11 protein-coding genes, 1 other RNA gene and 1 riboswitch are annotated in these 16,570 nt (G+C 27.7%); of the genes, 5 read left to right on the forward strand and 7 right to left on the reverse strand.

From position 1 onward, the window contains the following. Positions 1-249: 249 nt before the first annotated feature. Positions 250-2,478 (reverse strand): RNA polymerase recycling motor HelD, encoded by a 2,229-nt coding sequence (gene helD, locus AYC61_RS13835; RefSeq protein WP_066503574.1) that lies wholly within the window; start codon positions 2,476-2,478, stop codon positions 250-252. A 412-nt stretch (positions 2,479-2,890) separates the two neighbouring features. Then, positions 2,891-3,019, forward strand: a riboswitch (FMN riboswitch). A gap of 118 nt (positions 3,020-3,137) precedes the next feature. Between helD and AYC61_RS13840 the strand changes: the two genes are divergently transcribed. From AYC61_RS13840 to AYC61_RS13850, 3 genes are all read left to right on the forward strand, one after another. After that, positions 3,138-3,707 carry an ECF transporter S component gene (locus AYC61_RS13840; protein WP_066503580.1) on the forward strand — a complete coding sequence of 190 codons (570 nt, stop codon included), beginning with the start codon at positions 3,138-3,140 and terminating at the stop codon, positions 3,705-3,707. Between the two features lie 303 nt (positions 3,708-4,010). Further along, positions 4,011-4,781: an ABC transporter ATP-binding protein gene (locus AYC61_RS13845; protein WP_066503582.1), complete on the forward strand. Its 771-nt coding sequence runs from the start codon at positions 4,011-4,013 to the stop codon at positions 4,779-4,781. Positions 4,782-4,793: 12 nt separating this feature from the next. Then, positions 4,794-6,002, forward strand: coding sequence for an ABC transporter permease (locus AYC61_RS13850; RefSeq protein WP_066503586.1), 1,209 nt, complete (start codon positions 4,794-4,796; stop codon positions 6,000-6,002). A gap of 77 nt (positions 6,003-6,079) precedes the next feature. Here AYC61_RS13850 and AYC61_RS13855 read toward each other — a convergent pair whose 3' ends face one another. The 3 genes from AYC61_RS13855 to rsgA form a co-directional block, all read right to left on the reverse strand. After that, the gene (locus tag AYC61_RS13855; RefSeq protein WP_066503588.1) at positions 6,080-8,248 is read right to left on the reverse strand and encodes a sensor histidine kinase; all 2,169 of its coding nucleotides are present in this window, start codon (positions 8,246-8,248) and stop codon (positions 6,080-6,082) included. Continuing rightward, positions 8,226-8,924, reverse strand: a complete 699-nt coding sequence (locus AYC61_RS13860) for a response regulator transcription factor (protein ID WP_066503590.1) — start codon at positions 8,922-8,924, stop codon at positions 8,226-8,228. The genes AYC61_RS13855 and AYC61_RS13860 overlap by 23 nt, the downstream gene beginning before the upstream one ends. Before the next feature lie 167 nt (positions 8,925-9,091). After that, the gene (gene rsgA, locus AYC61_RS20755; protein ID WP_082759971.1) at positions 9,092-11,125 is read right to left on the reverse strand and encodes a ribosome small subunit-dependent GTPase A; all 2,034 of its coding nucleotides are present in this window, start codon (positions 11,123-11,125) and stop codon (positions 9,092-9,094) included. 423 nt (positions 11,126-11,548) lie between these two features. Here rsgA and AYC61_RS13875 point away from each other — a divergent pair, with 423 nt between their 5' ends. Both AYC61_RS13875 and AYC61_RS13880 read left to right on the forward strand, forming a co-directional pair. Next, on the forward strand, positions 11,549-12,136 hold the full coding sequence (locus tag AYC61_RS13875; RefSeq protein WP_066503593.1) for a flavin reductase family protein: 588 nt from the start codon (positions 11,549-11,551) through the stop codon (positions 12,134-12,136). 407 nt (positions 12,137-12,543) lie between these two features. After that, positions 12,544-13,077 (forward strand): phosphoglycerate mutase family protein, encoded by a 534-nt coding sequence (locus AYC61_RS13880; RefSeq protein WP_066503595.1) that lies wholly within the window; start codon positions 12,544-12,546, stop codon positions 13,075-13,077. Between the two features lie 212 nt (positions 13,078-13,289). Here AYC61_RS13880 and ssrA read toward each other — a convergent pair. From ssrA to rnr, 3 genes are all read right to left on the reverse strand, one after another. Continuing rightward, positions 13,290-13,647: a transfer-messenger RNA gene (gene ssrA / locus AYC61_RS13885) on the reverse strand. A gap of 17 nt (positions 13,648-13,664) precedes the next feature. Beyond that, positions 13,665-14,126 (reverse strand): SsrA-binding protein SmpB, encoded by a 462-nt coding sequence (smpB, locus tag AYC61_RS13890; RefSeq protein ID WP_066503596.1) that lies wholly within the window; start codon positions 14,124-14,126, stop codon positions 13,665-13,667. Positions 14,127-14,307: 181 nt separating this feature from the next. Further along, on the reverse strand, positions 14,308-16,428 hold the full coding sequence (gene rnr, locus AYC61_RS13895; RefSeq protein ID WP_066503597.1) for a ribonuclease R: 2,121 nt from the start codon (positions 16,426-16,428) through the stop codon (positions 14,308-14,310). Between the last annotated feature and the right edge of the window lie 142 nt (positions 16,429-16,570).

The raw sequence follows: 16,570 nt of genomic DNA on the forward strand, positions 1-16,570 counted from the left end.
TACATCAGGTCCATGATTTAAATAGCTATAATACCATCGTCTAACAGATTCTTTATTAACTCCATAAGCTTTAGCTATGCTAATAAAACTACCTTGATTATTCTTATAATCTTCACATGCTTTTACTTTTATTTCTTTACTTAATTTTGGTTTTCTTCCCATAATAAAAATACCTCCAAGTAAACAATCTAATTTTAATTAATTAAACTGTCTACTTTGGAAGTATCATATCAAAATGGCTAGCTTTTTTTATCTTATTAATTCTGAAATTTCATCTGTATAATAAACATACACATTATGCAATGCTCTTGTTATTGCTACATACAGTAATTTAATACATATGTTATCTTTAGGATAATTTTTATTAGAGCAGTTATATATTAGTACAGAATCAAATTCTAAACCTTTTGCTAAATGAACTGGCATTACTAAAATACCACCACTATATTCGGTATCTTTGTCTGTCAAAAGGCTGACTTTCACGCCTCTATTTATTAACTCATTATATACAAACTTGCTTTCTTTTGATGATTTACATATTATAGCTATTGATTTATTACCTTTTTTAGTTAATGCTTTTATTGTGTTTTCTATACTGTCTATCATGTTGTTTATATTTTTATAACCACTTATTTCAGGTTTATCTCCATGTCTTAATACTGGTTCTGATAGCACTATATCTCTAGTCGGGTATTTATCTAAAACACTATTGGCAAAATCCATTATTTCTATTGTTGAACGATAGCATTTTTTTAAACTTAAATAATTCAAATATTTTTCTTCAAAAACATCTTTCATTAGCTCGGACCAATTATTTATACCTCTATATGAATGTATACCTTGAGATATGTCACCAACTATGGTAAATGAGTTGGAAATATTGAGTTTTTTAATTACATACATCTGAAATGGACTGTAATCCTGAGCTTCATCTATTACTATATGTCTGTATTGTCTTATTGTAGAACTTATAAGTTCAAAATATAGATACATTAGAGGGGTCAAATCTTCTATTTCATATTTATCAGTAGTAAATAAGTTCTTGCAATATGAAGCTATTTCTTTATAGTCACTAGTATATTTTTTTAATAAGTCTTCATCTGTAATTAATGATTTGTATACTTTTTCAATATCAATTTTTTGCCATTTATCAAAATATTCTTTGATACATTTTTTTGACTTAATTTTTACATCTTCTATTTTACTATCTCTCTCGTTGTATATTTCAATAAGAGTTTTTTCCCTATCTTCTACTTCTGTAACATTTCTTTTAATCTCTTTAACTTTTTTACTATATATAAGGTCAATTTTACTTGATATGTTTTGTATTCTTTCTTTTAAACTAGCTTTCATATAGCTGTTTATACGATCTATTCTTGGAAGCAATGGTAAGTAGCTAAACTCTTTATAAAACATGCTTTTAATTTCTCTTGAGCTAAACACTATATATTCATCTATTTTCAAATCTTCATCTGGTACAAAGCTTGGTAAGATACTTTTGATATAATCATCTATTATTTGTTTCATTGTAAGTGATCCTCTAAATTTAGAAGCCAGCTCAATTGTCTCTCTATCTTCTTTTGTTAAATTTGTATAATCAAGCATTTTTAATAGTTTTTGTTCGTTTGGAATTATTGTATATTTCTTTCCCATCTGCGTTTCTATCAGCTTTTGATAAGTTGTTTGATTTATATCCGTAACGCCAAGGTCTGGTAACACATCTGATATATAATTTAGAAATAATGTATTTGGTACTATTACAAGTATGTTATTAGCTGTTAGTATATCTTGATATGTGTATAAAAGATAAGCTATTCTATGAAGGACTATTGTTGTTTTACCACTTCCTGCTGAGCCTTGTACTATTAATGTACTATCTTTTTCTGCCCTTATAATGTCATTTTGTTCTCCTTGAATTGTTGTAACAATATCTTTTAATCTGTTATCTTTTTTCTCCGATAATGCCGAAAAGAGATATTCATCCATAGGAGTAATTCCCTTGTCGAAAACATTTATAAGTTTACTATCATTTATTTCGTACTGCCGTTTTAGTGTTAGATCTCCTATAAATGCTCCTCCAGGTGCTTGGTACATAACTTCGCCAATTTCACCGCTATAATACAATCCTGATATTGGAGCTCTCCAGTCTAGTACCATCATTTTATCATTTTTTTCTACACTGGTCTTTCCAATATAAAAAACTTCTGGTTCTTCTTTCATTAATTCCTGAAAATCAATTCTACCAAAGTAGGGCTTTGTTATTGCCTTTTCTAACATATATAGCTTTTTTAACTTTGCCTGTAATAGTTCTAAGTTAATCACCATGTCATTGCTAAATACACCTTTTGCTTCTTTTTTTAGTTCGTCAACTTTTGTTTGAAGTTTTGTTGTTTCATTTCTTAAATGTTCAATAATATCTTTCATACATGAACAAGTATTTTGAAGATGTTTTTCTTCATTTTTAAAATCTTTGTGCATTTTATTTCCTCCTCTCAAATAAGGGAAATTATATTTATCCTTAGTTTAGGGGATATAATTTCCTATAGATTATAAAATACACTACACAGAATCAGTCAAGTATAGATATTGTACACTAAAACTATTCTTTTTAAAAGTCAATTTTATGGCTAAGTATTACTTTGAAAAAATAAATTTGAATTTTATCTTTAATAACCTGTTTTTTTCTCAAAAATGCTTGCCTAAATGCTGTTTGTATTGTATACTATATTTAGAAAATATAAAAAAGCTATGTTGAAGAAAAATGCTTTTTTATATTATTTTTTTACATTTTTTCAAATTTATGTAACTTTGCAGTTCGTTAAAATACTATCAAGTTTTACTTGTTTTTATGTGAAATACATGCTACAATAAACTTGTAAATAAAAGATAATATAATCTTCAGGGCAGGGTGTAATTCCCTACCGGCGGTAATGCGGATATACTCCGTTAGCCCGCGAGCCTATGCTGATCTGGTGAGATTCCAGAGCCGACAGTAAAGTCTGGATGAAAGAAGATAAAATTTTTGATTTTTAAACCCCTGAAGTTATTTAGGGGTTTTTATTATTATCATAGACATGATAAATAGAGCTTTTAAATCTCAGATAGAAGATTATATTAAATATCAGGAGGTTTTTAATATGAAAAATAATGTAAACAGAATGGTTAAATTAGCTATGTTAGCAGCTATAGGGTTTCTATTAATGTTTTTTATTAGATTTCCTATAATACCCGCAGCACCGTTTTTAGAGTATGAACCGGGTGATGTACCTGCTCTAATGGGAGCTTTTATATATGGACCGGGTGCTGGACTAATAATAACTATTATTATATCTGCTATTCAAGCTCTAACTGTAAGTGCTGGCAGTGGAATAATCGGTGCTACTATGCACGTTATAGCTACTGGAACTATGGTTATTGTAGCAGGGACTATATATAAAAAATTACATTCTTTCAAGGGCGGCGTACTTGCTTTAGTTGTTGGTTCTTTATGCATGACTCTTATGATGATTCCTTTAAACTTTTTCTTTACTACTAAGTTTTTGAATGTTCCTGTATCTGCTGTTAAAGCAATGCTTTTACCAGCTATTATACCTTTTAATTTGATCAAAGCATCTATTAACTCAGTATTAACAGCAGTTCTTTATAAAAGCGTTAGTAGAATTTTCAAAACTGAAATTGTGCAAAATCAGTGTCAAACAACAAAGTAATACATTCAATTTTTACACTAACAAAAATCTATGTTTTATATAAGTCTCTAAAGAAGCTGTCTAAAAAACAGCTTCTTTTTAATATATAGTTTTATGTAAAGTAAAATTGACTAACGCCTTAATGGTGAAAAAAGATGCGTATAATCTTATTGAACTGCGATTAAAACTACACTTTTATAGTTGAAATAAATAAAGATAAATATTTGTAATTACACTTAATATTGATTGTAATGATAAACCTACTATGGTATATTGTTAAACATAAAGCTAAATCTATTAATAAAGTGAGGAGATAATTAAATTATGATTGATGTTAAAAGCTTTACTAAAATATATAAGTTAAATAAAAAACAAATGTCTAAACTAAAGACAAAGGAAAGCATAAAAAAAGCTGTAGACAACATTTCTTTTTACGCTGAAGAAGGTAAGATTTTTGGTTTACTGGGTCCTAATGGTGCAGGTAAAACAACCACACTGAGAAGTATAGCAACTTTGCTCAAACCAACTGATGGACATATTCTAATTGATGGATATGATGTTGTTAAAGATTCAATAGAAGTTAGAAAAAGAATTGGTTTTCTTACTAATGAACTTAAACTTGACCCGCATTTTACCCCTGCATATACTATGGAATTTTTCGGGAGTTTGCATAGCCTAGATAAAGAAACTATTGCAAACAGAACTAAAGAGCTATTTGATTATTTTGAAATTAGTTCTTTTGCTGATAAGAAAATACAAGATTTATCAACAGGAATGAAGCAAAAACTATCTATTGCAGTTAGTTTAATTCATGATCCTCAAGTAGTTATATTTGATGAACCAACTATTGGACTTGATATAATAACAGCTAGAGCTGTACTAGACTATTTACGAGTACTTAAAGAAAAGGGTAAAACTATAATAGTGTCAACGCATATTATGACACTTGCAAGTAAATTATGTGATAAAGTTGGAATTATTATTAATGGTAAAATAGTAGCTAATGGCACTATTGATGAAATATTACAAGATACAAATTCAAAGGATTTGGAAGATGCATTTTTTAAATTATATAAACAAAATATTAATAAATAAGGTGGTGCATTAATGTTACTTGCAATATTAAAAAAAGAATTAAAAAGAGTTTTTTCTGATAAAAGATTGATTTTTTCATTGTTCATTCTACCAGCATTAAGTATATTTATTATTTATTCAATAATGGGAAAATTATCTTCTAGTATGGTAGATGATATAGAACAGCATACTCCTATTGTGTATGTGCAAAACAGTTCTGAAAGCTTCAAAGATTTTTATAATAATGTAACTTTGGAAAATGAGATAAATTTAGACTTCGTTCAAAAAAATGATACTGATAGTATTAAAAATTCTATACTTAATGGTGATGTAGATTTATTAATTGTATTTAATGATGAGTTTGACACAGATGTAGTAAATTATAAGACTAGAGATACTCTTCCTGAGATTAAAACGTATTATAATCCATCAGAGGAATACTCAAGAAGTGCAAGAGACTTGTTTATCAATGATGTGTTAAATCAATATGAAAAAAGTATACTAACTAAAAGATACACAAATATAAATTATGTCAAAGCATTCGCTGTAGATTCAACTAACAAGGATAGTAAAGTTGTTAATAAAAACAAGGAAAAAGGAAAATTATTAAGCAGGATACTACCTATGTTAATTGGTCTAATATTGTTTTCTTCTACTATAGGAGTAGGTACAGACTCAATAGCAGGTGAAAAAGAAAGAGGAACAATGGCTAATCTTTTATTAACACCAGTCAAAAGAAAAACTATAGCTTATGGTAAAATGGCCGGACTTGCTATTATAGCTGTTATAAGTGCGTTTTGTTCTTTTGTTGGCATTGCTTTATCCGTACCATTTTCATCTAGTTTTATGCCTGTAGGAGGAGGTTTACCTCAGTTTACTATCATGCAATATATTCAACTTTTATTAATCATGATTACTATGGTAGGAATTAATGTTGGCATGATATGTCTAATATCTGTAAAATCTAAATCTGTAAAAGAAGCGACTACATATATAACACCAGTATATATGCTTGTTATGCTAGCTTCCTTCTCATCTATGTTTGGCAATGGTACACTACAGACATATAAGTATGCTATTCCAATCTACGGAGGTATAGCTTCTATTAAAGCGATATTAAACTTTGAGCTAAGTATGCAGGGTTTTATATTTACTATATTATCTTCTGTCATAACAACTCTAATCCTTACTAAAGCTATTACTAGTTCTTTCAATAATGAAAAAATTATGTTTGATGCTTAACATTTAAAAAGGCAGACCCGAAATATTTTCAGGGTCTGCTTTTTTGTTGGTTCAAAGTGAAATATGTTAATTTCAATTTAGGCTAAGTTCTTTGGAAAAGTAACTATAAGTTTGAAAAGATCTCCATCTATAATTATTTCTAAATTTCCCTTTTGAATTTCTACAAAACTTTTGGTTATTGCAAGCCCTAGTCCTGAACCTTCTGTATTTCTAGATTTATCTCCTCTTGTAAAACGGTCTATTATTTCCTCTGAATTAAAATTCATTTCATATGCCGAAATATTTCTAAATATAAAACTTATTTGTTTATCATTTTCTTCAACGTCTATATATACTCTTGAATTATTCATAGAATATTTAAAAATATTACTCATAATATTTTCAAATATTCTAAATGTCTTTCTGCCGTCTAATTCACAAATTGCTTTATCTATGGGTAAATTTATTTTAAAATCAAGAGAACTTTCATTCATTTTTTCTTCTAATTCCCCTAAAGTCTGTCTAAATAATGCTATTACATCTACATTTTCTAAGCACAACTCGATATTACCACTGTTTGCCTTGCTCGCTTCGAATAAATCTTCTATAAGAACTTTTAATCTTTTAGACTTTTTGTCAAGTATCTCAATATATTTCTTTTGAGTCTTATCATCAATTTCATCATTTTTTAACAAATCGACATAAGTTATAATTGATGTAAGAGGTGTTTTAAGATCATGAGATACATTTGAAATCAGCTCTGTTTTCATCTGCTGACTTTTTGTTGCTTCATCTATAGCTACTATAAAGCCTTTATTAATATTATTAAAGTTTTCAAATACAGGTTTAAAAATACCCATGTCTTCATTATATTCAAGATCAAATTTACCACTAGCTAATTGATTGCTTGCTTCGTTTAGTTTTTTTATTTTCATTAAAAACCTTAATAGAAACATGAATAAAAGTATTGAATACAATACAGCTATCGTTATTCCATACATATAGTTGAAAGGTATAGCAATAGCACATAATACTACAAAATTTATAGCAAGAATTATTATAAGTTTTATATGCATATTTTTCTCTAAATTAAAGAAATTTTTGACTGTTTTTAATATCTTAATTACTAAAATAGCACTTATTTTTCCTATTATGCTGTTTTTAATAAAACCATTTAAAATTCCTTTATGATATATGCTTTTTAAATATACAATATTTATATATACGAATAAATATACCATAAACGTAACTAGTATTCCTATTATATGAAAGTTAAAATCTACGTTACAAACCATATCTACAACATTAAAATTATAAAAATCAGAATATGATAAACAATCAACAGCTATAGCAATACCACCAAATATAAATGCTTTAAACTCTAATGGTAGAACATTATATAGCCTACACATTTTTTTCTTGCTTTGCGAAGAATAACTCATCATTAAAGCAATAATGCTTAGAATTATAACGCCTACTACACCTATTATTAAAATTAGTATTATATATTTTTCAAAATTATAATTTTTAAAATCATATATAAATTTATCTTCATATCCAGTTAAATCCTTAGGAATTATATATTCTATACTAAAATTTGCATACTTATCATCTTCATTGTTTAAATTCAAATCGTTTAAAAATCTATTTTTATCAAATTTTTCATTAGTTATAGTTTCTATTGAAAACAAACCTTGATCATCACTTTTTAGAAATAAATAAAACTGGCTATCTTTTATTTTATTTTGTTTTATCTCTTTAGTCATAGTTTCATTATTACTAATACATAATTGATTGTTATTGTTAGTGGCATAATAAATTATACTTTTTGCATCCTCATATCTATTATAATAATCTTTATCATCAGAATTTAATGAATATAATATACTTTTCGTATATCTTAACAAATTATAGCTGAAATCTTCACTTTCTAAATATTCTTCAGTAACATCATGATTTTTAAACACTTCATTCCTAATCGGTACATAACTATATACAGAAATCATTGAAAATATTAGTAAAAATAGAAATGTAACTATTGAATAATTCATAACCTTACTATGCTTTTTTTCTGTTTTGGGAATTACCTTTTGTGTCCCTTCTTCTTCATTTATTAAATTTTCTTTGTAATCAAGTATTTCCGTGTTTTCTTTTTCATCCATTTCTACATTACTATTATTCTGAATAACTTGTTGCTCATCTTTTTCTTTTTGAGCATCACTACTATTTTCGTTTTCCTCTATATCATTTTTTGAATTTGTATCCAATGCCCCACACCACCTTTAAATATTTTGGCACTTTAGGATTGATTTCTATTTTATTTCTAATTCTACCTATATGCACTGTAACTGTATCAGGATTATACGCTGGCTCTTGCCATACTTTTTCATAAATCTCTTCTATAGAAAACACTCTATTAGGATTATTCATAAGAAGATAAAGAATCTTGTATTCAATTGGAGTAACCTTCACTTTTTCTCCATCTACTATTACTTCTTTGCTATTATCATCAAGCTCAATACCACCAATTTTAATAGTAGTGTTATTCTTTTGAGTTATTTCATTGTTTGAATAGTTGGTATATCTTCTTATATTTGAATTTACTCTTGCCAGTAATTCTAGTGGATTAAACGGTTTTGTAACATAATCATCCGCACCAATGTTTAATCCTAGTATTTTATCCATATCTTCTGATTTTGCAGATAAAATAATAATAGGAACTGTACTTTTTTTTCTTATCTCTATTGTAGCACTAGTGCCATCTAATTTAGGCATCATAACGTCCATTAGTACTAAATGTATCTCTTCCCTATCAAATATTTTTAATGCTTCTTCTCCATTATAAGCCTTAAATACATTATAATTCTGGTTTTTTAAATAAACCTCTATAGCATCAGTTATTTCTTTTTCATCATCAACAACAAGTATATTATACATATGCATATTTTCACTCCTAAACCTTTTGAGATATCTCTATTATTATAATAGCATACACTTTCTAAAAATTAACCACTATAATTCTAACAAATTTCTAAAGATTTATATAAAATTAGAGAAAGTAAAATCTGCTATGCGTCTAATAGCAGATTTTTATAACTTACCCAATTTAATTATTTCCTACGATTTTTTCTACGAACATATTCTTTTTTCTTTTCTTGTAATCTTTTCAATTCTCTTAATTGTGTTAAATACCTATCATATCGTTTTACATCTAAAGTACCATTATCTATAGCTTCTTTGATTGCACAACCCGGTTCTGATTTGTGTGTACAGTTAGAAAACTTGCATTGTTTTTCTAATTCTATTATATCATTGAACACATTGTTTATATCATCATCCTCAGCCCACAATTGCAATTCCTTAATTCCAGGAGTATCAACAATCATACACCCTGATGGATGAAAGAATAGTTTTCTAGATGTAGTAGTATGAACTCCTTTGCTAGAATAAGTGCTTGTTTCACTAGTTTTTTGTATATCTGATTTAAACAATGCATTTAATAGAGTTGATTTTCCAACACCTGAAGATCCTACAAATACTAATGTTTTACCTTTTTTAATGTATTTATATACTTCTTCCAAACCAGTTTTTTCTTTAGCACTTAAAGCAATAACAGCTACTTTATTTGAAATACTCTTAATTTGTTCAATATATTTTTGGGTATTACTGCATAAATCACTTTTATTCAATAGTATTACAGCTGACAATTTATTATGTTCTATAATGGTAAGATAACGTTCAATTCTTGCAATATTAAGATTTGAATCTAATCCACAAACAATCATAACAGTATCTATATTTGACACTAACACTTGTTCTTCAGTTAATCCACCATCAATCATCCCATTTTTAATTTTCCTACCACCTGATATAGGCATCTTACGTGAAAAATAATTTTTTCTAGTAAGAATATCATTTATAATTACTTGTTTAGAGTTACTTCTTTTTTTAACTAAAACCCAATCACCAACAACAGGATAATCTTTAATTTGCTTTGTAGTATATCTAAATTTGCCACTAATTTTTGCATTATAGTCTATATTATCTATTCTTACAGTATACATTCCAGAATATTGTGCTATTACTTTTGCAGGATAAAGAGATTGATCTTTTTTAATAAACTGCTTTTGAAAAAATTCCTCCCATCCCAAATCATTTAAGTAATCTCTATACAAAAAATTTTTATCACTATTCTTAATATACGAAAGTGCATCTTTTAAGTTTTCTACAAAGTTTTCAGGATAAGCATGTTCTAAATTTTTTATAAGTTTATATTTATAAGAGATGTTTTCTTCATCTAGTAATTTAATAAATTTTTGTGTGCATTCAAAACAATCTCCATCTTTATCTCCACAAACAACATATACTTTTATATCTTTTTGTTTCAATTTATTTATCTTACTCTTCCATTCGTCAATTTTAGAAAGCCATGGTGCAACAAGTATAAGTCCCTTTACAAGTATTTTGTCATTTAGAACTGCATCCAAAACTACTCCTGCACCAGCTGAAAATCCTCCAACGATTATATTATTTATACCTACATTATGTTCTTTTAATAAATCCTCATAATGTTTCATCAACTCATTAGAACCTTTTTGCACATCATACCAAACATAACCATCTGAAACCTGTATTTGAGAAGACTGTGGTAGTGCTAATATATTATTATTAGTAGTAACAACCACCCTCCAATATTCCTCTGTTATTTCAATATTCTCTTGATTGCCATGTAGTGCTACAATTAGTGTTTTATCATCAGTATCTTTAACACTATTATCTATTATTTTAATTTCTGACTTTGCTAATTTCTTGGCTTGTTGTTCTCTGTCTTTACATATATTTATCATATTTTGAAAATCATCATATTTATGAAGTGATTTTATATCATCATCTTCAATTAAATAGTCATAAGAATACCAATAACCCTTATCTAATATAGCTTCTTTCATGATTTGTAATGCTTCTTTTTCGAGACCTGCTGCTCCAGCCAAAGCATATCTATAGTTATAAATTTGAGCTTCATTACTGTAACCTATTACTAAGCCTTTATTTTCTGTGATATATTTGTAAGCTTCTAAACTACCCTTTTCTTCATATAATTTCAATGTATTATTTAATAAATTTGTATACTTTATTTTATTCATATTTACCCTCCAACTAATAATTTTGGACATAAAAATAGCCCTGAAACAATATAAGTGTTTTTTCTGCCCCAAGGATTGTATAGTAAATATGAATTTTCATAATAATTGATACATAATCATGTATCTTAAAAATCAATATCCTTATTCTTGGAGCAATGTTTTAAATAATTATATTTTGCAAATAATAAACTTGTATTTTTCATAACATCATCACTCCCCTTCATTGATTTTTATAGTTGTAACATTTTTATTATAACAATATTTGCTTAATCTTTCAACTATATTTTAACATAAATAAGAATCTAAGCTAAAATTAAGATTACGTACTTTAGAATTCCATATTATTTCATACGCATCATCTTGTATGATTAAATTTTATATGTTAATATTTCATTAGACATTATAAGAAAGGTTTTGATACTAATGACGAAAATTAGTTGGAAAGCTGGTAATATGATTTATCCTTTACCTGCTGTAATGGTTTCCTGTGGTAACTGTAAAGATAATTATAATATAATAACTATTGCTTGGACTGGTACTATATGTACTAATCCTCCAATGACCTATATATCTGTAAAGCCTAGTAGACACTCATATGATATTATTAAAGAAACTGGTGAATTTGTTATAAACCTAACTTGTGAATCTTTGGTTAAAGCTACAGATTATTGTGGTGTTAAATCTGGTAGAGATTTTGATAAATTTAAGGAAATGAATTTAACTATAGAAAAAGCAACTAAAGTAGATGCTCCTATGATTAAAGAGAGTCCTGTTAATATTGAATGTAAAGTTAAAGATATTATTCCGCTTGGTTCTCACGATATGTTCACAGCTGAAGTTGTAGCTGTCAACATAGATGATGAATACCTTGATGAAAATAATTCCTTCCACCTTAATAAAGCGAAACCTATTTGTTATTCACATGGTGGATATTTTGGACTTGGCAAAAAACTTGGTCATTTTGGCTTTTCAGTTGCTAAAAAGAAAAAATCTAAGAGAAAGCGTAAATAACTTTTGTATTTTATTTTCTATTAAAAAAATAAATGCTTAAAAATAAAATTCATTTTTAAGCATCTTTCATATTCTATTCACATACAGTCCGTGTATTCTTTTTTCTAGCTTAAAAACACATATTAATATGCTCTTCTATTATCTATCATTGAACTCTTATGAATAATAGTCTTTAATTATTACTATTATTCAAGGTTATATAAATAATAATCTTTAAAAACTTTCATATATTATTTATATAGCATGTAACATAAATATACTACAAACAAGAATAAATAAACAATTTTTGTATAAAATATATGAGTAAAAAATATTCTTGATTTTTTTTGTATATAATATATAATTCACTATATAACGCAAAAGGAAAAACAAATATATTTTACCGTTATTATGAAAGGGTGAAATTAATGAAAATAGGTTTGATAAGACATTTTAAAGTTGATTGCACTTATCCAAAATTAATGAATTCAGATGAATATAATAAATGGGTTAATAATTATGATATAGCTGATGTTATAGAAAATAATGTTAATTTAGGGAAAATAACATGGGAAAAGTGCTTTGCAAGTGATTTATATCGTGCTATTAAAACCGCCGAAAGTGTTTTTAAAGGAGAAATAATAAAAACCGATATTTTAAGGGAAGTTCCTATGTCAGCTTTTACAAGTAAAAATCTCAGGTTACCTTGTCTAATATGGTCCTTTGTATCCAGGATAGCTTGGTTATATTCTCATGAGTCTCAAAAAGAAACAAAAAAAGAAACTATTGATAGAATAAATAATTTTGTTCAAAAAATCATTAAACTCAATGAATCTAATATTTTAGTAGTAAGTCACGGTTTTTTTATGTATTTTCTGCAAAAAGAACTAATCAAAAATGGTTTTACTGGTAAAAGGTTCACTAAAGTTAGAAATGGTACTCTTTTTATTTTTGAAAAATAAAAATATAATACCATTAATTTTTATTATTGATACTTACACACTAACGGTTAAAACCGTTAGTGGAAGTATCGTAACAAATATATTTTATGCCACTTTATAAGTTCCATTGTATCATAATAAAATTATTTCTTATATTATCTAATACACAAAAAATAAAAAAACTATTTTTGCAAATTACTACAAAGATAGTTTTTCATTATTTTCAATAAATTTGGTGGAAGCGGTGGGAGTCGAACCCACGTCCGAAAGCACTTTATATAAAGCTTCTCCTAGAACAGTCGCTGTTTTAAATTTAGTCTCATAGAACGTCCACCGACAAACTTTCTAGTCAACGATCTCCAATTTATCTACTATCAGGTCGGAGAGCCCCTGTAGTAGTTCCCCACATACTATGACATCTAACATCTAATGGGTGGGACCATTAGAGTAGATGAGCTGCGCTTATTAGGCAGCTAATGCGAAATTATCGTCTGCGTTTATATTTAGTGTTCATTTGTTTTACGTGGATCCAAACAAACCACGTCTAGCTACTCTATACTCTATACCCCCGTCGAAACCAATTTCGCCCCCGAGATATTTTATTAAGTTTAATATTTTGGACTCATATGCTTTTGCATCCGTCTTTCTGCATCTCTTTTTGCTATGCTATCTCTTTTATCATAAAGTTTCTTACCTTTAGCAACAGATAGCTCCATCTTGACTTTTCCATTTTTGAGGTAAAGAGTTAAAGGAATCAGTGAATATCCTTTCTGTGTAGTATATCCAGTTAATTTATTAATCTCTTTTTTATGAAGCAATAGCTTCCTCTTTCTCAATGGATCTGTATTATATATATTGCCTTGCTCATAAGGGCTTACGTGCATATTGATAACAAATATTTCACCATCTTCGATTTGAGCATAGCTATCCTTTATATTTACTTTACCTTGTCTCATAGATTTAACTTCAGTTCCCTTTAGAACTAAACCTACTTCTATGGTTTCTTCAATGAAATAGTTGTGTCTTGCTTTTTTATTTCTAGCAAGTGTTTTATCATTGTTTTTCTTCATAATACTACACCTCAAAATATTGTCTAGATTTTATTATACATCTATCAATGAATTTTGTCAACCTCAATGAATTCACTTATATTCCTTCAAATGTTTTATATTGGTTTTTTAACTTTAATATTTATGTTCTTTAACTATTTTTCGCTTATACTATTTAAAGAAATTTCAACCTATGATAATACTATTCTTCACTTACTAATTCAAAATCAATCTCTCTCTTAGTCAAATTAGTATTAACAACCTTTACTCTAACTACATCTCCAATTTTGTGTATTCTTCTTGTTCTTTCCCCTACTAGACAATAATTCAATTCATCATAAATGTAATAATCATCCATAAGTGTACTTATCCTTACTAGTCCTTCAATTGTATTATCTAGCTCTACAAACATTCCAAATGAAGTAACACTAGAAACTATACCTTCAAATTCTTGGCCTAATTTATCACTCATGTATTCTACCATTTTATAATCTTCTGTTTCTCTTTCTGCTTCTTCAGCTATTCGTTCCCTCTTTGATGCTTGCTCAGCTATCTTTGGTAATATCTTTTTAAGATGTTTTATCTTCTTATTGTCCAATTTATTCGATATAAACAATTTTATTATCCTGTGTATTTGTAAATCAGGATATCTTCTTATTGGTGATGTAAAATGACTATAATATTTTGCTGCTAATCCAAAATGAGTACCATGAACTTCACTATATTTTGCCTTTTTTAGAGATCTAAGCATTAATGTATTAATGACTGTTTCTTCTTTCTTGCCCTCAACTTTTTTTAACAAAAGTTGCAATTCTTTTGGATGTATCTCATTTGTTCCTCTTATAATATAACCAAAACTTCTAATGAATTTATTGAATTCTGTGATTTTTTCTTCGTCTGGATCTTCATGAACTCTATATACAAATGGCATTTGTGCCCAATACATATATTCAGAAATTGTTTCATTACATACCAGCATAAATTCTTCTATGATTTTATTAGCTATTCTTCTTTCAGCCTTTTTGACTTCTATTGGCTTTCCTTCATCATCTAATATCACTTTTGCTTCATCAAAATCAAAATCTATAGCACCTCTATTTTCTCTTTGTTTCCTTAGAATTTTGCATAGTTCTTCCATATTTTTTAGAACATCGTAAATATGAGCATATTTTTGTTTCAATTCTTTATCTTCGTGCTCTAATAAATTTGATACATCTGTATAGGTTAATCTTTCTTTGCTGTTAATAACTGTTTCAACAATCTCATGATTAACAACTTTACCCTTTTTATTAATTTCCATTATACAACTCAATGTTAGGCGAGTTACATTAGGATGTAAGCTACATATACCATTTGACAGCTTCTTAGGTAACATTGGTATAACTCTGTCAACTAAATATACACTTGTTCCTCTTTTTATTGCTTCTTTGTCTAGTGCTGAGCTTTCTTTAACATAATGTGTAACATCAGCAATATGAACACCAAGTTTATAGTTACCGTTTGGAAGTATCTCTAAAGATACAGCATCATCTAAATCTTTTGCATCCGCTCCATCTATAGTAAATATTATCTTATCTCTCAAATCTACTCTTTTATCAATTTCGCTATCTAAAACTTCCTCTTCGATTCTATCTGCTGCATCTAGTACTTTGTGAGGGAACTCTTCTGGTAAGTCAAATTTTCTAATAATAGATAAGATATCTACACCTTTGTCTTCTATAAAACCTAAGATTTCTATAACTTCACCTTCTGGACTTCTTCTTTTACTTGGCCATTCATTTATTTTTGCTACTACTTTTTGACCCGTTTTGGCATTACTTGTTAAACCCTTTGGTATAAATATATCTTGTCTAATTCTCTCATCATCTGGAACTACAAAACCAAAGCTCTTACTTTTTTCAAAAGTACCAACAATAATTTCGTTAGTCCTTTCTATAATTCTTATTATTTCTCCTTCTGCTTTTCTGCTTTTATTAGATCTACTTAATAATCTTACTATAACTTTATCACCATGAAGTGCACCATTCATATTGTTAGAAGTTATAAAAATATCCTTGATTTCTTTATCATCTGGTATTAAAAATCCAAAACCCTTAGCATGCCCTTGTAATGTACCAACTATAAGATTCATCTTAGATGGAATACCATATGTATCCTCCCTAGTCCTAATAACATACCCTTCCTTTTCCATCTCTTTTAATAGCTTAGAAAAATCCTTCATGTCATTTTTATGTATGTCAAATATCTTAGCAAGTTCTTTACTCTTTAAAGGTTTATATGCTTGTTCTTTCATAAATTCAACAAGCTTTTCTTTAGTATTCATATCATCACTCCATGATTTATTTTTTATAAAATCCACGTAATCTATAATATTATATCATTTAATTTATATGTATAGTCTACTTAATTATTATTTTTACCCATATTTATAATCAGTATTCTCTGTTTTATTTATTAACAATTTA

Origin of the sequence: Abyssisolibacter fermentans (assembly GCF_001559865.1) — a bacterium.
In the GTDB taxonomy this organism is placed as follows: Bacteria; Bacillota; Clostridia; order Tissierellales; family MCWD3; genus Abyssisolibacter; species Abyssisolibacter fermentans.